At 59.6% G+C, this 23,304-nt stretch carries 17 protein-coding genes; 12 read left to right on the top strand and 5 right to left on the bottom strand.

The annotated features are described in order from the left end of the window. Positions 1–18 precede the first annotated feature (18 nt). The 10 genes from ACA054_RS17675 to ACA054_RS17630 all read left to right on the top strand — a co-directional run bounded on the left by ACA054_RS17675 (position 19) and on the right by ACA054_RS17630 (position 10,589). Positions 19–885, top strand: coding sequence for a LysR family transcriptional regulator (locus tag ACA054_RS17675; RefSeq protein WP_497685398.1), 867 nt, complete (start codon positions 19–21; stop codon positions 883–885). A gap of 378 nt (positions 886–1,263) precedes the next feature. After that, complete coding sequence (locus tag ACA054_RS17670; protein WP_497685397.1) at positions 1,264–2,823, top strand: TerC family protein; 1,560 nt, start codon at positions 1,264–1,266, stop codon at positions 2,821–2,823. A 1,077-nt stretch (positions 2,824–3,900) separates the two neighbouring features. Continuing rightward, positions 3,901–4,749 (top strand): transporter substrate-binding protein, encoded by an 849-nt coding sequence (locus tag ACA054_RS17665; protein WP_497685396.1) that lies wholly within the window; start codon positions 3,901–3,903, stop codon positions 4,747–4,749. A gap of 51 nt (positions 4,750–4,800) precedes the next feature. Further along, complete coding sequence (locus tag ACA054_RS17660; RefSeq protein WP_007960243.1) at positions 4,801–5,463, top strand: amino acid ABC transporter permease; 663 nt, start codon at positions 4,801–4,803, stop codon at positions 5,461–5,463. A 9-nt stretch (positions 5,464–5,472) separates the two neighbouring features. Continuing rightward, a complete protein-coding gene (locus ACA054_RS17655) occupies positions 5,473–6,135 on the top strand; it encodes an amino acid ABC transporter permease (protein ID WP_497685395.1) in 663 nt (220 codons plus the stop codon). Further along, a complete protein-coding gene (locus ACA054_RS17650) occupies positions 6,132–6,926 on the top strand; it encodes an amino acid ABC transporter ATP-binding protein (RefSeq protein WP_497685394.1) in 795 nt (264 codons plus the stop codon). Before ACA054_RS17655 ends, ACA054_RS17650 begins: the two co-directional genes overlap by 4 nt. Before the next feature lie 29 nt (positions 6,927–6,955). Beyond that, complete coding sequence (locus ACA054_RS17645) at positions 6,956–7,345, top strand: RidA family protein (protein ID WP_497685393.1); 390 nt, start codon at positions 6,956–6,958, stop codon at positions 7,343–7,345. Between the two features lie 155 nt (positions 7,346–7,500). Then, positions 7,501–8,265 (top strand): IclR family transcriptional regulator, encoded by a 765-nt coding sequence (locus ACA054_RS17640; protein ID WP_497685392.1) that lies wholly within the window; start codon positions 7,501–7,503, stop codon positions 8,263–8,265. Positions 8,266–8,304: 39 nt separating this feature from the next. Further along, positions 8,305–9,522, top strand: coding sequence for an amino acid deaminase (locus ACA054_RS17635; RefSeq protein WP_497685391.1), 1,218 nt, complete (start codon positions 8,305–8,307; stop codon positions 9,520–9,522). A 131-nt stretch (positions 9,523–9,653) separates the two neighbouring features. After that, positions 9,654–10,589, top strand: a complete 936-nt coding sequence (locus ACA054_RS17630; protein ID WP_497685390.1) for a sugar kinase — start codon at positions 9,654–9,656, stop codon at positions 10,587–10,589. A gap of 170 nt (positions 10,590–10,759) precedes the next feature. Here ACA054_RS17630 and ACA054_RS17625 read toward each other — a convergent pair whose 3' ends face one another. Together ACA054_RS17625 and ACA054_RS17620 are read right to left on the bottom strand one after the other, a co-directional pair. Beyond that, positions 10,760–11,035 (bottom strand): peptidylprolyl isomerase, encoded by a 276-nt coding sequence (locus ACA054_RS17625; protein WP_007933743.1) that lies wholly within the window; start codon positions 11,033–11,035, stop codon positions 10,760–10,762. A gap of 66 nt (positions 11,036–11,101) precedes the next feature. After that, positions 11,102–13,639 (bottom strand): PAS domain-containing hybrid sensor histidine kinase/response regulator, encoded by a 2,538-nt coding sequence (locus tag ACA054_RS17620; RefSeq protein ID WP_497685389.1) that lies wholly within the window; start codon positions 13,637–13,639, stop codon positions 11,102–11,104. Between the two features lie 120 nt (positions 13,640–13,759). On the opposite strand from ACA054_RS17620, the gene ACA054_RS17615 reads away from it, so the two are divergent. Together ACA054_RS17615 and ACA054_RS17610 are read left to right on the top strand one after the other, a co-directional pair. Beyond that, positions 13,760–14,869, top strand: a complete 1,110-nt coding sequence (locus ACA054_RS17615) for a PilT/PilU family type 4a pilus ATPase (RefSeq protein WP_497685388.1) — start codon at positions 13,760–13,762, stop codon at positions 14,867–14,869. A 139-nt stretch (positions 14,870–15,008) separates the two neighbouring features. Beyond that, complete coding sequence (locus ACA054_RS17610; protein ID WP_497685387.1) at positions 15,009–18,857, top strand: hypothetical protein; 3,849 nt, start codon at positions 15,009–15,011, stop codon at positions 18,855–18,857. 18 nt (positions 18,858–18,875) lie between these two features. On the opposite strand, the gene ACA054_RS17605 is transcribed toward ACA054_RS17610, so the two are convergent. From ACA054_RS17605 to ACA054_RS17595, 3 genes are all read right to left on the bottom strand, one after another. Next, positions 18,876–20,831 carry an acetoacetate--CoA ligase gene (locus ACA054_RS17605; RefSeq protein WP_497685386.1) on the bottom strand — a complete coding sequence of 652 codons (1,956 nt, stop codon included), beginning with the start codon at positions 20,829–20,831 and terminating at the stop codon, positions 18,876–18,878. Between the two features lie 139 nt (positions 20,832–20,970). Further along, a complete protein-coding gene (locus tag ACA054_RS17600; RefSeq protein ID WP_497685385.1) occupies positions 20,971–21,744 on the bottom strand; it encodes a 3-hydroxybutyrate dehydrogenase in 774 nt (257 codons plus the stop codon). A 7-nt stretch (positions 21,745–21,751) separates the two neighbouring features. After that, a complete protein-coding gene (locus tag ACA054_RS17595; RefSeq protein ID WP_497685384.1) occupies positions 21,752–23,143 on the bottom strand; it encodes a GntP family permease in 1,392 nt (463 codons plus the stop codon). Positions 23,144–23,304 lie beyond the last annotated feature (161 nt).

The raw sequence follows: 23,304 nt of genomic DNA, 5'->3' as shown, positions 1-23,304 counted from the left end.
CTTTGAGCTAACGCATCGATGGATATCCGTCATTTCCGCTATTTCCTCGCTGTTGCCCGGCAAGGCAACTTCACTCGCGCCGCCGAACAACTCGGCATCGCACCGCCGACCTTGACTCGGCAGATCCAGGACATGGAAAACGAACTCGGCACGCGCCTGTTCGTGCGCCAGACGCGTGAAGTCAGCTTGACCGAAGCCGGCGCTGCACTGTTGATCGAAGCCGAGGCGACGGTGCGGCAATTCGAATACGCCCAGCAAAACGCCCAGCGCGCCGGGCGCGGGGACATTGGCCACATCGAACTGGGTTATGTCGCATCGGCGGTATATTCGGGGTTGCTGCAAAAACAGGTGCAGGATTTCGCCGGCCAATACCCGGATGTCAGCCTCAATGTGCGGGAAAGCCCCATGGCCAGCCTGCCGAACATGATCCTTGAAGGGCGCTTCGACCTGGGCTATATCCGCTGCCCGCTGGCACTGCCCGAGGGTATCGATAGTGTGCGTCTGAGCGATGAAGGCTTTGTTTTGGCGCTACCAGTCGACTCGTGGCTCAGCCGTTTGCCGGCCATTACCTGTGCACATTTGAACAACGAAAACTTCATTCTTCCCGAGCAAGTCGTTGGCACCTTGCAAGTCGCCAGTCAGGGCAATTTCGTGCCGAAGCTGGGCGCACAGCCAGGTGGGCTGGTGGCAGTGATTGCCCTGGTGTCCCTCGGTCAAGGCGTGGCGGTGGTGCCGGCGTCGGTGGTCGGGCATGTCAGTTTGCCGAATGTGCTATACCGCCCGATCACCGATTGCGCCGCGACGTCATGGCTGGCGTTGGTCCATCGGCGGTTCGAGAAATCGCCGGCCGTTGTGCGTTACATCGAGCGTGTGAAGAACCTTTGAAAGCATCGCGAGCAAGCTCGCTCCCACAGTTGAGCTGTGTCGTTCACATAACCTGTGGGAGCGAGCTTGCTCGCGATGACGTCCTCCAGAACAACACAACTCCAACGGTGCTACAGATGTTGAAATGATTTCTGACTGTAGGAACTGTCGCTATCGCCTGTACGATTCAAGTCCTTTTTCCTTTTCAGGACTTGCATGAACACCCTTACGGAGCCCCCCAGTTATCCTTTCCCCTCGCGCCAACGCGCGCTCCTGATGCACGCGAAACATCCGGTCTTCTGGCGTTCCGATCTCCCTGTCATTGCAGTTCCCCGCCCCCTGCGCCATGCCTTGCCGTGCCCGGCATTCTGAATTCACTGAAGAGATCGAGACGTTTTCATGGAATGGTTAGCTGACCCCACCGCGTGGCTGGGCTTGTTGACGTTGATTGTGCTGGAGCTGGTACTGGGCATCGACAACCTGGTGTTCATCGCGATTCTGGCGGACAAATTGCCGCCCGAACAGCGCGACCGCGCGCGAATCATCGGTCTGTCCCTGGCGTTGTTGATGCGCCTGGGCCTGCTGGCGAGTATTTCCTGGCTGGTGACCCTGACCCAGCCATTGTTCGAAGTGTTCGACAAGAGCTTCTCCGGCCGTGACTTGATCATGCTGTTCGGCGGTGTGTTCCTGTTGTTCAAGGCGACCATGGAGCTGCATGAACGGCTCGAAGGCCATGTTGGCGAGCGCACGTCCAGTACGGCATACGCTTTGTTCTGGCCCATCGTGGCGCAAATCGTGGTGCTCGACGCGGTGTTCTCCCTCGATGCGGTGATTACCGCGGTGGGCATGGTCGATGAGCTGGCGGTGATGATGATCGCCGTGATCATTTCCATCGGCCTGATGATCGTTGCCAGCAAACCGTTGACCCGCTTCGTCAATGCGCACCCCACGGTGATCATGCTGTGCCTGGGCTTCCTGATGATGATCGGCTTTGCCCTAACCGCCGAAGGCCTGGGGTTCCACATTCCAAAGGGCTATTTGTATGCGGCCATCGGCTTCTCGATCCTGATCGAGGTGTTCAACCAGATTGCCCGGGCACGGCGCAAGCGCTCGATGCAGGGCTTGCGGCCGATGCGTGAGCGTACCGCCCATGCGGTGATGCGTTTGCTCGGCGGGCGCAAGCTAGCGGTGGAAGAGGTCGGGGAAGACATTGCCGACATGCTGGATAACGGTGAGGCACCGGGCGAAGAGCTGTTCGATCGCCGCGAGCGGGTGATGATCAGCGGCGTGCTGCAACTGGCCGAGCGGCCAATCCGGACACTGATGACCGTGCGTGCCGACGTCGATCACATCGACCTGGCTGAAGACGCCGAGTCGATTCGTACACGGCTGATGCACTCGTCCTACTCCCGTCTACCGCTGATTCGCGACGGCGCGGTGGATGAGCCGCTGGGCTTCGTGCACAAGAAGGAGCTGCTGAAGGAGTTCCTGGCAGGCAACCAGCCCGATCTTGCACACCTGGCGCGCCATACCATCAACCTGCTGGACAGCTATTCGATCCTCAATGCCCTGGAGCAGATGCGCAATGCCTCGACCCACATCGCGTTTGTGGTCAACGAATTCGGTGACTTCGTCGGCGTGCTGACCATGACCGACATCCTCGAGTCGATTGCCGGAGAGCTGCCCGACGCCAGCGAGATCGAAGGCCCGGATGTGGTCGAGGCGAAGGGCGGGTTCGTGGTCAGCGGCGCCTTGAACCTGGCGCGGGTGCGTCAACGGACCGGGTTTGCGGCAGAACCGACCGACGACTATCAAACCCTGGCCGGTCTGGTGGTGAGCCTGCTGGATCGGCTGCCGATGATCGGTGACAGCCATCAGTGGGAAGGCTGGCGGTTGACCGTCATGTCGGTTGAAGAGCGGCGGGTGACGCGGGTGTATTTGGCGCGCGTTGGCGGTTGATTTTATCCCCGACCTGAGGACCCCTTCGCGAGCGAGGATCCGCGCTGCACCTGTAGGAGCGAGCATGCTCGCGAAAAACGCCCGGACAACGCGGGCATTCAGACAACCCGCGTTATCGTTGACGTCCATCGCGAGCAAGCTCGCTCCCACAGGGAAACGCATTCCAATGTAGGAGCGTGCCTGCTCGCGAAAAACGCCCGGACAATGCGGGCATTCAGACAGCCCGCGTTATCGTTGACGTCCATCGCGAGCAAGCTCGCTCCCACAGGGAAACGCATTCCAATGTAGGAGCGAGCCTGCTCGCGAAAAACGCCCGGACAACGCGGGCATTCAGACAACCCGCGTTATCGTTGACGTCCATCGCGAGCAAGCTCGCTCCCACAGGGAAACGCATTCCAATGTAGGAGCGTGCCTGCTCGCGAAAAACGCCCGGACAACGCGGGCATTCAGACAGCCCGCGTTATCGTTGACGTCCATCGCGAGCAAGCTCGCTCCCACAGGGAAACGCATTCCAATGTAGGAGCGAGCATGCTCGCGAAAAACGCCCGGACAACGCGGGCATTCAGACAACCCGCGTTATCGTTGACGTCCATCGCGAGCAAGCTCGCTCCCACAGGGAAACGCATTCCAATGTAGGAGCGTGCCTGCTCGCGAAAAACGCCCGGACAACGCGGGCATTCAGACAACCCGCGTTATCGTTGACGTCCATCGCGAGCAAGCTCGCTCCCACAGGGAAACGCATTCACAATGTGGGAGCGAGCCTGCTCGCGAAAAGGGGCATATGGAATTTTCCGACAGGAATAGGGGCAATACTCAGCCAATTGGAAGACGCGATTCAGAAACACTTACGCACCATTTGTGAACCAGATACCCGCCATCCGTAGCCAACGGTAGCGCTACGCCACCGTCTCCTTTAGTAACGCCTTTTCCTCGCTTCATTCCATCCATCTGATTCAAAACACTTTTCAATCCCCCTACATTCTGTTCACTACCTGTGGCACACTTTCTGCTGTCTATTCCGTTGTTACATACCGTGTTCCGGTATAGCGGAATAAACATCACCCTGGAGTGCTTGCCATGCATCGCCGACCTTCCTTGTTCAAAGCGTGTGTTTTTCTTTTTGCAGCGTCTGCTGCGGCCGTGGGCGTGGCCCAGGCGGCGGACAGTAAGCTCGACAGCGTTCTGGCCCGCGGCAAACTCATCGTGGGCACCGGCAGCACCAATGCGCCTTGGCACTTCCAGGGCGCGGATGGCAAGTTGCAGGGTTTTGATATCGATATTGCGCGCATGGTCGCCAAAGGCTTGTTCAACGACCCGACCAAGGTTGAGTTCGTGGTGCAGTCGTCCGATGCGCGGATTCCCAACCTGCTGACCGACAAGGTCGACATGAGCTGCCAGTTCATCACCGTGACTGCCAGCCGGGCCCAGCAAGTAGCCTTTACCCTGCCGTACTACCGCGAAGGCGTCGGCCTGCTGTTGCCGGCCAACAGCAAGTACAAGGAAATCGACGACATGAAAGCCGCGGGTGACGGCGTCACCGTGGCGGTACTGCAAAACGTCTACGCCGAAGAGCTGGTGCACCAGGCGCTGCCCAAGGCCAAGGTCGATCAGTACGACAGCGTGGACCTGATGTACCAGGCGGTGAACTCAGGCCGTGCCGACGCGGCGGCCACCGACCAGTCTTCGGTGAAGTACCTGATGGTGCAGAACGCTGGCCGCTACCGCAGCCCGGCCTACGCCTGGAGCCCGCAAACCTACGCGTGTGCGGTCAAGCGCGGCGATCAGGACTGGCTGAACTTCATCAATACCACCCTGCATGAAGCCATGACCGGCGTTGAATTCCCGACCTACGCGGCATCGTTCAAACAGTGGTTCGGTGTCGATCTGCCTTCACCGGCCATCGGTTTCCCCGTCGAATTCAAATGATCCCGCGAGAGTGGGGCGCCGTAATGCGCCCCGCTCAAGGTACTGCCGACCATGAACTATCAGTTGAACTTTGCCGCCGTGTGGCGCGATTTCGACACCTTGCTGGCGGGGCTCGGCCTGGGCCTTGAACTGGCGCTGGTGTCGATCGCCATCGGCTGCGTGATCGGCCTGCTGATGGCGTTTGCCTTGTTGTCCAGGCATCGCGCGTTGCGGGTGCTGGCTTCGGTGTATGTCACGGTGATCCGCAACACGCCGATCCTGGTGTTGATTCTGTTGATCTACTTCGCCTTGCCTAGCCTGGGGATTCGTCTGGACAAGATTCCGTCGTTCATCATCACCCTGTCGCTGTATGCCGGGGCCTACCTGACCGAAGTGTTCCGCGGCGGCCTGCTGAGCATTCCCAAGGGACAGCGCGAAGCCGGCCTGGCCATCGGTTTGGGCGAGTGGCAGGTCAAGGCCTATGTCACCGTGCCGGTGATGCTGCGCAATGTCTTGCCGGCGCTGTCGAACAACTTCATTTCGCTGTTCAAGGACACCTCGCTGGCAGCGGCGATCGCCGTGCCGGAGCTGACCTATTACGCGCGCAAAATCAATGTCGAGAGCTACCGGGTAATTGAAACCTGGCTGGTGACCACGGCGCTCTATGTGGCGGCCTGTTACCTCATTGCCATGCTGCTGCGTTACCTCGAGCAGCGTCTGGCGATCCGCCGATAGGAGGCCCCCATGTACGAATCCCCCAGTTGGTTGCATGAGTTGTGGATCGCGCGCGAGCCGCTCTGGCAAGGCTTTTTGACCAGTGTGCAGGTGTCGGCGCTGGCGATTTTGCTCGGCACGGTGCTCGGTGTGTTCGCCGGTCTGGTACTGACCTATGGCAAGTTCTGGATGCGCGCGCCGTTTCGTTTTTACGTCGATGTGATTCGCGGTACTCCGGTGTTCGTGCTGGTGCTGGCCTGCTTCTACATGGCGCCGGCGCTGGGCTGGCAGATCAGCGCGTTTCAGGCCGGTGCCCTGGGGCTGACGCTGTTTTGCGGTTCCCACGTCGCCGAGATCGTGCGCGGTGCGTTGCAGGCATTGCCGCGCGGGCAGATGGAAGCGAGCAAGGCCATCGGCCTGACGTTCTATCAGTCCCTCGGCTACGTGCTGTTGCCCCAGGCGCTGCGGCAGATCCTGCCGACCTGGGTCAACTCGTCCACCGAGATCGTCAAGGCTTCGACGCTGTTGTCGGTGATCGGCGTGGCCGAACTGCTGCTGAGCACCCAGCAGATCATCGCCCGAAACTTCATGACCCTGGAGTTTTACCTGTTCGCCGGTTTTCTGTTCTTCGTGATCAACTACGGCATCGAATTACTCGGCCGGCACATTGAAAAGCGGGTGGCCTTGCCATGACTCAGAATCAAACCCATGCACAAAACGGCCAGCCGCTGCTGGACATTCGCGGCCTGCACAAGCGTTACGACCAGCTCGAAGTGCTCAAGGGCGTCGACCTGAGCATGCAGCGCGGCAACGTGGTGACGCTGATCGGTTCCAGCGGTTCGGGCAAGACCACGCTGCTGCGCTGCGTGAACATGCTCGAAGAATTCCAGGGCGGGCAGATCCTGCTCGACGGCGAATCCATCGGCTATGACGAAGTCAATGGCAAGCGCATCCGCCACCCGGAGAAGGTCATCGCCCGCCATCGCGCCATGACCGGCATGGCGTTCCAGCAATTCAACCTGTTCCCCCACCTGACCGCGCTGCAGAACGTCACCCTCGGTTTGCTCAAGGTCAAGAAGTTGCAAAAGGACGAAGCGGTGGCCCTGGCGGAAAAGTGGCTGGAACGGGTCGGCCTGTTGGATCGCCGCGATCATTTTCCCGGCCAGTTGTCCGGTGGTCAGCAACAGCGCGTGGCGATTGCCCGGGCGATTGCGATGAACCCGAGCCTGATGTTGTTCGACGAAGTGACCTCGGCGCTGGACCCGGAGTTGGTAGGCGAAGTGCTCAGCGTGATCAAGGGCCTGGCCGAAGACGGCATGACCATGCTGCTGGTGACCCACGAAATGCGCTTCGCATTCGAGGTCTCGGACAAGATCGTTTTCATGAATCAGGGGCGCATCGAAGAGCAGGGTCCGCCCAAGGAACTGTTCGAGCGCCCGCAATCGCCACGACTGGCGGAATTTCTCAAAAGCACACGTTTTTGATCCTCACTTTTCAATCAGGAGAAACACTCATGAGCATTACTCGTTACGGCACCGGCAGCAGCGCCGCTGGCGGTACGCCTCGTCCTTTCGCCCGCGCCGTTGAAGCCGATGGCTGGCTGCACGTGTCCGGCCAGGTGCCGGCGGTGGATGGCGAGATCATTGTTGGCGGCATCGTCGAGCAGACTCACCAGACCATGAAGAACCTGATCGCGATTCTCCAAGAGGCAGGTTTCGGCCTGGAAGATGTGGTGCGTGCCGGGGTGTGGCTGGAAGATCCGCGGGATTTCACGAGTTTCAACAAGGTCTTCTCCGAGTACTTCAAACCTGAACACGCACCGGCCCGGGCCTGTGTGCAGGCGAACATGATGGTCGACTGCAAGGTCGAGATCGACTGCATCGCGTACAAGAAAAAGGCCTGAACCCGAGCACTGATCGTTCCCACGCTCTGCGTGGGAATGCCTCAACGGACGCTCCGCGTTCGGCTCTTGGGACGCAGAGCGTCCCGGGCTGCATTCCCACGCAGAGCGTGGGAACGATCATTGAATCCTGGCGAATTTGATTGGGAACCACTGACATGAGCGAAGACACCATCAAGCGCCGGGCACGCGGTCTGGACCGGGCGTTCGATATCCTCGATTTCCTCAAGGAGATCGGCCAGCCCCTGCGCCCGAACGACATCGCCAACGGCATCGGCAGTCCGAAATCCACGGTCTACGAGCTGGTGGCCTCGTTGCTCGAGCGGCGGATCCTGGAACCGGTGGGCAAGGACGGTCACGTCTATCTCGGCCGACAGCTGTATTTCCTCGGCCAGGCGCACCTGCGCCATTTCGACCTGACCCGCGAGGCCGATCACGCCCTGCAGGACATCGTCAGCCAGACCCACGAGACTGCCCAGATGTGCCTGCTCAACGGGCGCAAATACACCGTGGCGCTGATGAAGGAGGGTGAGCGGCATTTCCGCATTTCCTCGGACATCGGCGAGAACGCGCCCATCCCCTGGACCGCGTCCGGGCGCCTGTTGCTGGCGCATCTGAGTGACGAGGAAATCGTCGACCTGATCGACCACGACGACTTCATCCTGCCCAACGGCGAACGTTTGCCGCTGGAACAGTTTCTCAAGGAAATCCGTCAGGCCGGCATCGATGGCTTTTTCTCCTTCGACAGCGTGGCCGACACCTTTACCCATTGCTTCGCCGCCCCGGTCAAAGACCCCGATGGCGTGGCCATTGCGACCCTGTGCATCGTCGCCCCACGGGCCGATGCCAAGACCCATTACACCGACTACCGCCGGGTGCTGATCGACAGCGCCAACAGCCTGGCCCGTCGCATCAACGAATAACAGCGGCTGTCCGCAGCCGCGAATGTGAGGAGTTCGACCATGTCTTCTGCGAAAAATACTGCCGCCGTGGAAAAGGGCTTTGCCCACACTGGCGCCAACCTGGTGCGCGACGTCAGCCTGCCAGCGCTGGTGCTGCATCGCGAAGCGCTGGAACACAACATCCGCTGGATGCAGGACTTTGTCAGCAACAGCGGCGCTGAACTCGCGCCCCACGGCAAGACCAGCATGACCCCGGCGCTGTTTCGTCGGCAACTGGACGCGGGCGCCTGGGGCATCACCCTGGCCAGCGCCACGCAAACCCGTGCGGCCTACGCCCACGGCGTGCACCGGGTGCTGATGGCCAACCAACTGGTCGGCACCCCGAACATGGCCTTGATTGCCGATCTTCTGGCTGATCCGGGCTTCGACTTCTATTGCATGGTCGATCACCCGGACAACGTCGCCGACCTCGGCGCCTATTTCGCTTCACGGGGTGTGCGCCTGAACGTGATGATCGAATACGGTGTGGTTGGCGGTCGTTGCGGTTGCCGTAGCGAGCAAGAGGTGCTCGACCTGGCCAAGGCCATCGCCGCACAACCGGCGCTGGCCCTGACCGGGATCGAAGGTTATGAAGGCGTGATCCACGGCGATCACGCGGTGAGCGGCATCCGCGCTTTCGCCGGCTCCCTGGTACGTCTGGCGGTGCAGTTGCAGGACAGCGGCACCTTCGCGATTACCAAGCCGATCATCACGGCTTCAGGTTCGGCCTGGTATGACTTGATTGCCGAAGAGTTCGAGGCGCAGAACGCTGGCGGACGTTTCCTCAGCGTCTTGCGTCCCGGCAGCTATGTGGCGCACGACCATGGTATCTACAAGGAAGCGCAATGCTGCGTGCTCGACCGTCGCAGCGATCTGCATGAGGGCTTGCGTGCGGCGCTGGAGGTCTGGGCGCATGTGCAGTCCTTGCCGGAGCCAGGCTTTGCGGTGATTGCCCTGGGCAAACGCGACGTGGCCTATGACGCGGGATTGCCGGTGCCGTTGCTGCGTTACCAGCCCGGTGTGGTGCCGGCCAAGGGCGATGATGTGAGCACCTGCAAGGTCACCGCCGTGATGGACCAGCATGCCTTCATGACCGTGGCATCGGGGGTTGATCTGCGGGTGGGCGACATCATTTCTTTCGGCACTTCGCATCCGTGCCTGACGTTCGACAAGTGGCGCGTGGGTTGCCTGGTGGATGAGCAATTGAACGTCGTCGAGACCATGGAGACCTGTTTCTAAAAGGTTTGAGACCGCGGCGCGGCCTTCGCGAGCAGGCTCGCTCCCACAAGGGGAATGCATTCCAATGTGGGAGCGAGCCTGCTCGCGAAGGGGCCATGACAGACACCACAGCAACACCAGAGACCCACAACATGAACACCATCAACACCCTGGGCCCCAACACCCCGCGCATCGCCCTGATCGGCGAATGCATGATCGAGCTGCAACACCGCGCCGACGGCAGTCTGCAACAGAGTTTTGGCGGCGATACCTTGAACACCGCGGTCTACCTGTCCCGAGAGCTGGGCGCGGCGGGTTCGGTGGATTACGTCACCGCCCTGGGCGATGACAGTTTCAGCGATGCCATGTGCCAGAGCTGGGCCGCCGAAAACATTGGCCTGGGCATGGTCCAGCGCTTGCCCGGCCGCTTGCCGGGGCTGTATTGCATCCAGACCGACGCCACCGGCGAGCGCCGTTTTCTCTATTGGCGCAATGAAGCGGCAGTGCGCGATTGCTTCACCACCCCGGCCGCCGCGCCGATCCTGGCCGCGCTGCCCGATTACGACGTGTTGTATTTCAGCGGCATCACCCTTGCGGTATTGGGCGTACAAGGTCGGGAAAAACTGTTGGAAACCCTGATCGAGGCCCGCCAGCGCGATGCGCGGATTGTCTTCGACAACAACTACCGACCGCGTTTGTGGGCCTCGGTGGAAGACGCGCGGGTGGCTTATCGCAAGGTCCTGCCCTATGTCGACCTGGCACTGTTGACCGTCGATGACGAGCAGGCGCTGTTCCAATTCTCCGATTGTGCGGCGGTGTTTGCAGCGTACGAGCAGATTGGCACGCCTGAAGTGGTGCTCAAGCGCGGCGCTGAGGCTTGCCTGATTCGGTGTGACGGCGAGTCATTCGAAGTGCCGGCGCAGAAGGTCGAGCGGGTGGTGGATACCACGGCGGCGGGGGATTCGTTCAGTGCGGCGTATCTGGCCTCGCGGCTCAAGGGTGGGAGCCCGGTTGAGGCTGCAGAGGCCGGGCATCGGTTGGCGAGCAAGGTGATCCAGGTGCCGGGGGCACTCATTCCGAAGGGCTGATTCACCTTTTTTGCTCAGGCGGATCTGTGGCGAGGGGATTCATCCCCGTTGGACTGCGCAGCAGGCCCATTTTTTGGGGCCGCTCCGCGACCCAGCGGGGATAAATCCCCTCGCCACAAAAATCCATTGACCACAAAAATCCCTACACCACAGAAACCTGAAGCGAACAATCAATCCCGATAAAACACCTGCACCAGGTGATAACCGAACTTGCTCTTGATCGGCCCATGCACTACCCGCAGGGGTTTCTTAAAGATAACCGCATCGATCGCACCGACCATCTGGCCCGGCCGTACTTCCCCAAGATCACCGCCGCGTTTGCCCGACGGGCAAGTGGAGTACTTCTTGGCCAGCACATCGAAGGCTTCGCCCTTGGCGATGCGCTGCTTGAGTTGCTCGGCTTCTTCCGAGGTTTTCACCAGAATATGGCGGGCTTGAGCTTTCATGGGGCGTGTACCTTGCAGCGGTGGTGGCATGGGTGGTGAAGCGGGGGCGCGCGATTATGCCCTAACTCACTGCGGTTGACCGATCATCGTGCGAATCTTGTTGGCGAGCAGATCAATGGAAAAGGGTTTGGCCACCATGTCCATGCCTTCTTCGAGAAAGCCCTGGCGTTCAGCGGCTTTCTCCGCGTAACCGGTCATGAACAGCACTTTCAGCTCGGGCCGATGCTGACGGGCAATTTCCGCCAGTTGCCGGCCATTCATCCCGGGCAGGCCTACGTCGGTGACCAACAGATCGACCCGCAAGTCGGATTCGAGCAAGGGCAGGGCGGTCTTCGCGTCTTCGGCTTCGTAGGCGTGATAACCCAACTCCTTGAGCAGATCGAATACCAGCATGCGCACCGCCGGGTCGTCCTCCACCAGTACTACCGTTTCGCCGGCAATCGCCGATGGTGCTTCGCTGATCACGGGCGATAGCACATCCTGCGGCTGCATGCCGACTAGTCGCGGCAGGTACAGGCGTACGCTGGTGCCTTGGCCGGGCATGCTGAACAGGGTCACATGGCCACCGGACTGCTGGGCGAAACCGTAGATCATCGACAACCCCAATCCGGTGCCCTGGCCGATGGGTTTGGTGGTGAAGAACGGGTCGAACGCCTTGGCCAATACCTTGGGTGTCATGCCGGTGCCGTTGTCGCTGACCGCGATCATCAGGTAATCACCGGCCTTGACCGGTTCCAGGGTAGTGATGTCACTGCCGTCGAGATAGACATTGGCGGTTTCGATGCACAACTGGCCACCATCGGGCATGGCGTCCCGGGCGTTGATCACCAGGTTGAGCAGGGCGTTTTCCAGTTGACTGACGTCGGTGCTGACCGGCCAGACGTCTTTGGTTAGTTGCAGCTTGAGTACGATATGGTCGCCCTTGGTCCGGCTGAGCAAGTCTTCCAGAGAGTGGATCAGGTCATTGGCATTGAGCGTCTTGCGATCCAGCGACTGACGCCTTGAGAACGCCAGCAGTCGATGGGTGAGGGCGGCGGCGCGGTTGGCCGAGGACACCGCGGCCTCGGTGAAGCGGGCAATCTCGGCGGCGCGGCCGTCGGCAATGTAGCGTTGCATCAGGTCGAGGCTGCCAATGATTCCGGTGAGCATGTTGTTGAAGTCATGGGCAATGCCGCCGGTGAGCTGGCCAACCGCTTCCATCTTCTGCGCATGCCGCAGGGCTTCTTCGGCGCGCTCGCGTTCGAACATTTCGCTGAGCAGTTTTTCATTGGCCTCGGCCAATTGTCGGGTGCGGGCGCTCACCCGTTCTTCAAGGGTTTCGTTGAGGTTGCGCAGGGCTTCTTCGGTCTTTTTACGCTCGGTTTCGTCGATGACGAAGATGTAGAAACCATTCACCGCGCCATCCGGGCCGTGACGCGGCAGGTAATTCATCAGCGCCTGGCGGATGCTGCCATCGCGGTGCGGGGTGCTGATGCTGAAGCAACAGGCCTTGCCGGTCAGTGCCTGGGCGATGTGCTCGGCACGCAAGGCGTAGGCCTCATCACCCAGCACTTCCCGTATGGTGCGGCCGTAGAGTTCCTGGGGCGTCAGGCCATACCAGTCCAGGTAGGCGGCGTTGTTCAGGCGAAAGCGTTCCTCGCGGTCGACGTAGCTGATCAGGATCGGCATGGCGTTGATGATCAACTGCAGTTCGGTCTGGCTCTGGCGCAAGGCCTGCTCGGTGTTTTTGCGATCGGTCAGGTCGAGGGCGGCGCCGAGGAAACGGATCGGCCGTCCATGGTGATCCTTGTAGCAGCGTCCGCGGGCGAAGACCCAGCGCAACTGGCCATCGGGTTGCAGCAGTCGGTATTCCTCGGCGTATTCGCTGCCATGGGTGATGCAATGCTTGATGCTGCGGGCGATCAGGGTGCGGTCTTCGGGGTGGACGCCGTGCAGGTATTCGCTGATCGGCAATTGGCCGGACAGGGCCGGTTCGATGCCGTGCAATTGGGCGAAGTGAGCGTCGGCGATGAAACGGTCCTCACTGATGTCCCAGTCCCAGGTGCCGACCGCGTCGGTGGCGGCGAGGGCCAGTTGCAGGCGTTCTTCGGTATCTTGCTGGGCCTTGAGGCTCGCGGCGGAGCGCTGTTCCAGTTCGAGGGCGATGCGCCGGCGTTCGTTGGTTTCGATGGCGGTGACCAGGATCCCGGCGACCTGCGCGTTTTCGTCGCGGATGGGGCTGTAGGTCAGGTCAAGCCAGAAGTCGGAATCGATACCGTCGCGCTGCAGGGTGAAGCGCTGTTCGCTGTAGGTTCGCACCTGGCCTTGTAGGACCGCGCTGTAAATCGGGTCGGTAAAGTCCTTTAATTCGGGCCAGATCAGGTGGGTTGGCTGTCCGAAAGCGTGCGGATGCTTGCTGCCGGCCAGCAGCGCGAAGCCGTCGTTGTAGATCTGCGTCAGCTGCGGTCCCCATAGCAGCAGCATCGGCATCGGCGAATGAATCACGATGTCCACGGCGGTACGCAGGCTCTGCGGCCAGGTGCCGGCAGCGCCTAGCGGGCTGTTCGCCCAGTCGAGTCTGGCAATCAAGGCCTGGGCATCGCTGCCGGTCGGTGATGCGTTCATCAAGATGTCCTGCACATAAGTCGGTGTGGCTGTTTCTACTATCCTTGCAGGGCAGTAGACGCCGGATGACCTGCTTCAGGTCATTTTTTATCATTGAATGCTTCGCGGGTGCTTTTTGCCATGGAAATCGACGCGTTGTTAAGACGCCTGGCCAGCCAGGATGGCTCCGATCTGTACCTGTCCACGGGTGCACCGCCCAGTGCGCGGTTCGACGGTATGCTCACCGCCCTGGCCGATCAACCGTTCAAGCCGGGAGAGGTTGCGACGATTGCGGCGTCCATCATGGACGCCGAACAGCGCCTTGAGTTCGATCGGGAACTGGAGATGAACCTGGCGATCTCCCTGATCGGGATCGGGCGCTTTCGGGTGAATATTTTCAAACAGCGTAACGATGTGTCGATGGTGGTGCGCAACGTCAAGCTCGACATTCCGCGCTTCGAAGACCTCAAGCTGCCGTCGGTGCTGCTCGAAACGGTGATGCTCAAGCAGGGGCTGATGCTATTCGTCGGCGCTACCGACTCGGGCAAGTCTACCTCGCTGGCGGCATTGATCGACTACCGCAATCGTCACGCCAGCGGTCACATCGTCACCATCGAAGACCCGATCGAGTACATCCACCGGCACAAGCAATCGATCATCAACCAGCGCGAGGTCGGTGTCGATACCCGCAGTTTTCATGCCGCGTTGAAAAACACTCTGCGCCAAGCGCCGGACGTGGTGCTGATCGGCGAGATCCGCGACCGCGAAACCATGGAGCATGCCCTGGCGTTTGCCGACACCGGGCATTTGGTGATTTCCACCTTGCATGCTCACAACGCCCATCAGGCGCTGGATCGCATTATCAATTTCTTCCCGCAGGAACGGCGGATGCAACTGCTGCATGACCTGAGTAACAATCTTAAAGCCTTTGTTTCCCAGCGTCTGGTGCGCACTCGTGACGGTCAGCTCAGGGCAGCAGTAGAAGTGATGCTGGGCACACCGACCGTTGGCGACCTGATACGGCGCAATGAACTGGATGAACTTAAAAACATCATGGAAAAGTCTGTTGAATCCGGGATGCAGACCTTCGATGGCGCACTGTATGCCCTGGTGGTGGACGGTGTGATCAGCGAAGACGAAGCGTTAAAAAATGCGGACTCGCTGAATAATTTAAAGTTGCGACTCAAGTTGCACAGGGACGGAACGTCGATATTAAGCGCGTCCAGTGATGGTTGGGGGTTGGCTGATTGATTATAGGCGTCGCTTGAAATTTGTTGATTCGAATGCTTGAAACGTCGCCTTATAGATTTTTGCTGTTTAGTTGCTCCTGGATAAGTAAGGATTCAGGGGTGCTTAACCAGTCGACAAATAAAATCCATGAGGTTGTTTTATGTGTGAAAAACTTAAATATAAAAGCTATCAGATTTTCGGTGCTGTTTCCGAAGTGCAGCATCAGTGGTTAAAGGCCGATGCTGCAGAGCGACAATCCGTACTAAGCCTGTTGCCAACTATTATCGAGGAGCAAGAGGGCGACGGGGATTACAGCTGGCAAGGCTATGAGTTGGAATTGGTAGAAGGGTCTTCGCTTCATGAAGTCCATATGCCTGGCCGAGTGGCGTGGAATCACCTGGCCAACTACACGGTCGTGATGGATGAACTCCGTCGTCACCGCCCCGAGAAGATGGCAGCAACCCGAATTAATGAAAGTAGTGGGTTGGAGATATTTCGAGAAGACAGTTCAGTGTGGGAAGTCGTCGACGTGGATATCGTCCAGGAGTCCCACTACTACCAGAAGCTGCTGGTGATCGGGGATATTGCCAGGCAAGCCGGCGGTTACGTTTATACCGAGGATTTAGTGGATGTGGAACAATGGCTGAAGTTTCATGGCCTGGCAGTTCCTCGAAATGCGAGCGAAGTGCAAAACCTGATTGCGCTATTCGAGTTTGATCCTGATGTTGATGAGTTGGGTAACTATTGGGGCCAGCTCGTTTCGGATGACCCGTCGTTAGCCGTCTTGTCGACTGAACAACGTACTGCCATTCGGCAGGTCACCCCGCTTGTCGCCAATAACACCAAGCTGCTGGATAAGTTGTACCGCGAAACGGGCCGCGGTCTGGCGACGCACGATAACGCCGCTGAACGGATGGTTCAGTTGGTCAAGCATCCTGTGGCCCAGGCCAGCGCCAGGACACTGCTGGAGGCGTTGGATTGGTTCGGTGCCCAATCCGGGCAAGCTGTCTCTTCGCAAGATCTCGAGCAACTGCTGATAACGAGTTTGTTGCTGGACCTTTATCCAACTCTCGGCAGCACCCAGGACCGCAAGAGTATCGGTGGTTTCGCTTTATATACGCCAGGCAATGTTGAGCGCTCGCCAGCCATAGTGCGTGAAGAGCTGCAAGCCTTTCTCTATACCAAAGGCTGGGTTGATCCTGCCACGGCGCCGCTGGCGTGCCACCTGCTACTGGCGGAGATCGCACCGGAATTTCTGGTCAGGGGCGTTCCATCGGCGCTGACGATGGGCTCGGTTGCCTGGGTGACCTTTTGCCATGGTGTTGCCTTGGCGGAAGCGGTCAGGAAGGGTGCATCGCGAGTGCTGACGTTTGCGCAAATCATGGCGTATGTCGAATTGGAGCCTGTCAGCGAACCGCTGTCCCGACTGCGGGATTTGGCAATGATCGATCCGATTGTTGACTGGGCACTGATGAATGGAGTTATCAGCGCAAGCGAACTCACTCAAGCGGCGAAGGAAACCGCGGAACGGGCAATCACGGCGTTCCAGGAATACGCGGAGAACTTCACCCATCTGGCGCGCGTCTATTCCAGCCCCATGCCCAACCGCGAAACCATCGCGCGTGAAGCGTTGCAAGGCGCGGTGCCGGAGTGTGATTTCCTCGACGATAAAGTGATCTATCAACACCCCGGCCTCTATGCATCCCCAAACCCCATGTCGATCGTCGACTTGCACATGTCGGCAGATCTGACAGGTGGACAGTGGGATTTTCGTGCGGTCTTTCCCGACAAAGTTATTTCCAGAACACCTGATTTGCTGGCCGGTCAGACCAATTACAAAAGGCCAACCTACTACGATCCTTCCGTCACCAGCCTTTATAGTCGCTTTCCCAGGTTGCAGAGGCTGCCGCCCAACAATGTCGAATACCATCGCCAATTGCGGGATTATCACGGCAATTTGAACCAAGCGCTGATGACCAATGTGAAGCTGGCCCTTTCACACATGCTTCCCCATGATCTGGACATCTTTCTGAAAGGTAAGATTACTTTTTTTACCGTTCGTCTTCCGGCGACCAGGACCGAGTCTTACTTCTCAATATCGCCTGTGCCTGTTTCAACAACCTATGAAACCCAGCACAGTAACGATGCTGTCAAGGGGCGCTTTGGCATTGTCATGTGCGCTACCCACGGAAACACGGCCGCGTGTTATGAGTTGTTTACCTTGCGTGGTGAGCTGCGGAAAAACAACACGCTCGCGGCGCTGATCATCTCAACAGGCAAGTTGCGGGCTGCCGCCAGAATGGACTTCAACGGGGATCTGAATGCGCCCCTTCGACCTACGCCTCCCGAATCGTTGCCGCTCTCTGTTGTTGAATACACGGACGGGGTTGTCGCTGAGAATGACGCCAGCAGCTCCATGGCGATTATTGAAAAGCTCGGTGAAGTCCCCGCGCCAGCGTCTGTGGCGACGCGGCAGCAGAGTACCTACAGGAGCTTCGGTAATCCACAGCTGGTGCGAATTGCCGAGTTCGTTGTGATCAATCATCCGTTCCGTACTTTTGACGAAATCGAATCAATGGCGACCGTGCCGACAGCGCTCGAAAGCGAACGCAAAAGGGGTGAAGAGACTGCAGATTACATCGTGAACCTGGTGGTTCCCTTTAAGAAATGCATCGAAGATTTATCTTCGGGAGAACACAACAAGGTCGTCGACGGGATCTATGGATGCGTCATGGACACAATTGCATTGGGAGGCGCCTTCGTGGGGGCGGGCGCCAAAGCGCTGAGCATTTCGGCAAAAGCCATCTCTACGACGACCAAAGCTGCGCGCTTGACCCAGTTGGCCTTCATGACGTCCGTTTCCCTTTTCAACCCCGTGGATGATGTACCAACAGTGTTTTATGGCGCCGGGAAGCTCATCCACAAGGGCACGTTACGTTTCAGCAGGCAGGCGCAAGAGCTTCTCGGGCTGGCGAAGTCCCAGTTGGGCAGACTCCATGGCAGCCATAAATCCTATGACCTAGTCCGCGCGGCCAATAGCCTCCATGCCGGACAGGGTAACTGGCGCCCCCGTGGTGCAGTCGGTGAGACTCTCACGGTGGTGGCGGCGCGAAGTAATTTTCAATGGTACGCCCTCGACCGGCTGGGTAAAACCTGGGGGCCAAAACTGAACAACTTTGCCTATGTGGCCCCTGTCCGCTTGCCGCGCTCCACCAAGACATTGCCCATCAGTTATACCCGACAGTTCATTGAGCAAAGCCTGCCGCGGGCCCGGACCAAAATCGAAAACGCGATCAATGCCCTCACCCATCGTGACTTCGAGGCACAACGCAAGCTGGTCGCCAGACTGCTGATGGGAAGCGACTCGAACGAGGCAATCAATCAGTTGCTGAACTATCTGAGAGCGGTCAGGGCGGACTTTGCGGGCGTGTCCATCAGCAATTTTATTCTCGATCCGCTCAAGGAAACCCACCACATTGCCGCTTTCGATACTAGCGCTTACCGACGGTGGAAAAGTGCAACCGGGCAATCCGATACGGCGTTCATTGAAATCTACACCCCCAATCTCAACAGGCACTTCATCGGCCTGGGTTTCAACCATGATGTGGTCGCAGACGACTTGATCCATGAACTGTTTCACGGACCTGCGCAGATCGGTGATGTCGCCTATGCCCGCGACGCCGGCAACGTCGGCGGTGGACAGTCACTGGACGTGTCGGCGCTGCTGAACCTTGCCGGCGGGCAGCTCGCGGTGACCGATGAAGGCAATGACCTCCACGTCAGTTCCAAAGCCTTTGAAAACGCCGACTCACTGGCGGTGGCCACTTCGCTGTTGAGCCAGTTGTACACGGACAAGGGCGGGTATGAACGCAACATCTCCCTGCTGCGGGGTGCAATTGAAGCAAATCCCGATAGCGCGATCGGCGTTCCGGTGCGGATCACGCTGAACAACCCTGACGTGACAGCGCAAAGGCCTGCGTCAGGCAGGCCTGGTGCGTCCGTTGGATAAATCAGAAGCGCAGGCCGTTTAAAAAGCCAGTTCCGGCCGATCCCGAAATTGCTCCAGCGCTTCGGGGTTGGCCAGCGCATCGGTGTTTATCACCGGCTCGCCATGCACCACATTCCTCACTGCCAACTCGACCACTTTGCCGCTGATGGTGCGCGGAATGTCCGTCACCGCGACAATCTTCGCCGGTACGTGGCGTGGCGTGGTGTTGGCGCGAATGACCTGGCGAATCTGTTGTTGCAGCGCCTCGTCCAGCTCCACCCCCTCGACCAACCGCACGAACAGCACCACCCGCACGTCGTCTTGCCATTGCTGACCGATGGCCACGCTGTCGGTGACTTGCGGGACTTTCTCCACCTGACGGTAAATTTCCGCCGTGCCGATGCGCACGCCACCGGGGTTGAGTACCGCGTCCGAGCGCCCGTGAATCATCATCGCGCCGTGAGCCAATTGTTCGGCGTAATCGCCCTGGGCCCAAACGCCGGGGAACAGGCTGAAATAAGACGCGCGCAGCTTTTCCCCGGTCGGGTCGTTCCACAAGCCGACGGGCATGGCCGGGAAGTGTCGGGTGCAGACCAGTTCACCTTTTTCGCCAATGACCGCACGACCGGCGTCGTTCCAGACCTCGACCGTCATCCCCAGGCTCTTGCCCTGGATTTCGCCGCGCCGCACCGCCAGCAACGGATTGCCGTTCACGAAGCACGAAACGATGTCGGTGCCACCGGACATCGATGCCAGGCACAGGTCGGCCTTGAGGTCGCGGTAGACGTAGTCGTAGCTTTGCGGCGATAGCGCAGAACCGGTGCACAACAGGGTTTTCAGCGTGCCGAGATCATGGCTTTGCCGAGGCTTCACGCCGTTGCTTTCCAAGGTCGCGAGGTATTTGGGACTGGTGCCGAACACGCTGATGCGTTCGTCGTCGATCAGGTCGATCAAGCGCTCCGGGCCGGGATGAAATGGCGAGCCGTCGTACAGCACCACGGCGCTGTCGACGGCCAGGGCCGACACCAGCCAGTTCCACATCATCCAGCCGCAAGTGGTGTAGTAAAACAAGCGGTCGCCGAGCCCGAGGTCGCAATGCAGGCCGTGTTCCTTGACGTGCTGCAACAGCACGCCGCCGGTGCTGTGGATGATGCATTTGGGCACGCCGGTGGTGCCGCTGGAGTAGAGGATGTACAGCGGATGGGCGAAAGGCACCGGGACGAAATCAGGGTCGCCACCCGGATCATAGAAATCGTCCCAAAGTGTGACGTTGGCCTGGGTACGGAAATCTTCGATGTGTGTTTCGGGGCGCGCGTAAGGCACGATGACCAACTGCTGCAATGACGGCAGACGTTCTAGGATTTCGTTGACCTTGGCGCTCTGGTCGATCACCTTGCCGGCGTAACGATAGCCGGCGCAGGTGATCAGCACTTTCGGTTCGATCTGGCCGAAGCGGTCGATCACCCCTTGGGTGCCGAAGTCTGGCGACGAGCAGGACCAGATCGCCCCGAGGCTGGTGGTGGCGAGCATGGCTACCAGGGTTTGCCAAGTATTGGGCATACACGCGGCGACCCGGTCGCCAAGGCCGACACCGGCCGCGATCAGGCCATTCTGAAAACCGGCGACATGCTCCGCCAATTCGGCCCAGGTCAACTGTTCACGCTGACCGTTTTCACCCACGGCCACGACTGCCACCGCATCGTCGCGACGGCTCAGCAGGTGTTCGGCGAAGTTCAGGGTCGCGCCGGGGAACCACTGGGCGCTGGGCATTTGCGCGCCTTCCAGCAACACCGCGTCGGGCTGCTCATGGAAGCGGATGTCGAAGAAGTCGACGATGGCCTGCCAGAAGTCCGGGCGCTGATCGATCGACCATTGGTGCAGGGCGGGGTAGTCGTCGATGTGCAGGTGGTGCCGTTGATTGATGAAGCGCCGAAAGGCCTCCATGCGGGTCTTGCCGATGCGTTCGGCGGTGGGTTGCCACAGTACTTCGGACATGATTTGCCTCTTCTTGTGATCGGATCGTTCCCATGCTCTGCGTGGGAATGCCTCAACGGACGCTCCGCGTTCGGCTCTTGGGACGCAGAGCGTCCCGGGCTGCATTCCCACGCAGAGCGTGGGAACGATCATCTGTGGGCTACTGCGCCAACCACCCACCATCGATATTCCATGCCGCGCCACGCACCTGCATGCCTGCTTCGCTGCACAGGAACAGCACCAGTTCACCCAGCTGCGGCGGCGTCACGAACTCCAGCGACGGCTGCTTCTCGGCCAGCAGGTCATGCTGCGCCTGCTGCGGGTCTATGCCGGTGGCGGCGCGATCGTCGATCTGCTTCTGCACCAGCGGCGTCAGCACCCAGCCCGGGCAAATCGCGTTGCAGGTGATGTTGCTGGTGGCCGTTTCCAAAGCGACCACTTTGGTCAGCCCGATCACGCCGTGCTTGGCGGCGACATAAGCGGCCTTGCCCGTCGAACCCACCAGGCCATGCACCGAGGCGATGTTGATCACCCGGCCCCAGCCCTTGGCACGCATACCCGGTAAACTCAGGCGAGTGCTGTGAAACACCGATGACAGGTTGATGGCAATGATCGAATCCCAGCGCTCCACCGGGAACTCGTCCACCGGCGCCACATGCTGGATGCCGGCGTTGTTGACCAGAATGTCGACACCGCCGAATTCACGCTCGGCGTAGGCAATCATGTCGGCGATTTGAGCGGGGTCGCTGACATCGGCCGGATGATGGCCCACCTTGCCGCCGAACTGTTCTACCTCGGCAATTACTTTGGATGCATCTCCAAAACCGTTGAGAATCAGATTGGCGCCAGCCTTGGCCAGGCTCAGGGCAATGCCCAGGCCGATGCCGCTGGTGGAACCGGTAACCAATGCGGTCTTGCCCGAAAGAGTCGTCATCAATACCTCACACAATGCCAGTGGCGTAGAAAGTGCCGATCACTACGAAAACCGCCAGGGTCTTGATCAGCGTAATACAGAAAATGTCTTTGTAGGCTTCGCGGTGGGTCAGGCCGGTCACCGCCAGCAAGGTAATCACCGCGCCGTTGTGCGGCAGGGTGTCCATGCCGCCACTGGCCATGGCGGCGACGCGGTGCAGTACTTCCAGGGGAATGTTGGCCGCATGGGCCGCTGCGATGAAGTCATTGGCCATGGCTGCCAGCGCAATGCTCATGCCGCCGGACGCCGAACCGGTGATGCCCGCCAGCAGGGTCACGGTGATCGCTTCGTTGACCAGCGGGTTAGGGATGCTTTTGAGCCAGTCGGCCAGAACCAGAAAGCCCGGCAACGACGCAATCACCGCACCAAAACCGTATTCCGACGCCGTGTTCATCGCTGCCAGCAATGAACCGCTGACCGCACTTCTGCTGCCTTCGGCCAATTTGCCGCGAATCGCCTGGAAGCCGAACACCAGCACCATGATGATGCCGACCAGCAACGCAGCCTGAACTGCCCAGATCGCCGTGAGCTTGGCGATTTCGGTGGTCACCGGCGCAGCCATGCCCGGCAGCGCGAGGCTGTGGGTCTTGCCGTACCACTGCGGAATCCACTGGGTAAACAACAGGTTCATGATGCCGACGGCCAGCAGCGGCGACAGTGCGATCCACGGATTGGGCAGTTTGATGTCGGCAGCGGTTTCCGGCTCGTTGCGCAGGTCGGTGCCATAGCCTTCGCCGCTATGCTGAGCCTTGTTGCGCTGGCGCTGCAGAAACAGCATGCCGGCGCAGACCACGAAGATCGACCCGATCAAACCCAACCATGGCGCGGCCCAGGCGGTGGTGTTGAAGAAGGTGCTGGGGATGATGTTCTGGATCTGCGGGGTGCCGGGCAGGGCGTCCATGGTGAACGAAAAGGCGCCGAGGGCGATGGTCGCCGGGATCAGGCGTTTGGGAATGTTGCTCTGGCGGAACATTTCCGCAGCAAACGGATAGACCGCGAACACCACCACGAACAGCGAGACGCCGCCGTACGTCAGCAGGGCGCAGACCAGCACGATCACGAGTATCGCCTGGCGGGTGCCGAGCAAACGAATGGCCGCCGCGACGATGGAGCGCGAGAAGCCGGACAACTCGATGAGTTTGCCGAACACCGCGCCCAACAGGAACACCGGGAAATACAGTTTGATGAACCCGACCATTTTTTCCATGAACACCCCGGTGAAGGCAGGGGCGACGGCAGAAGGGTCGGTGAGCAGGACGGCGCCGAGGGCGGCAATCGGGGCAAAAAGGATAACGCTATAGCCACGGTAGGCAGCCAGCATCAGCAGCGCGAGGGCTGCCAAGGCAATGATCACACTCATGGTGTGTCTCCTGGATTGTTATTTTTTTAAGGGTGGATCTTTTGTGGGGAAGGGCTAAAGCGAGTTTCGTGCCATAAGTGTAAGGCGTTGAAATATAAGGAGATATTTCGTTTTCTGTAGGCGGCTCAAGATGGGGTGTCTCTGTTTTGAGACTTGCGGTG

Source organism: Pseudomonas sp. LBUM1653, assembly GCF_059716115.1.
Note: the sequence above shows the minus strand (reverse complement) of the source record. Positions and strands in the feature narration are given on the sequence as shown.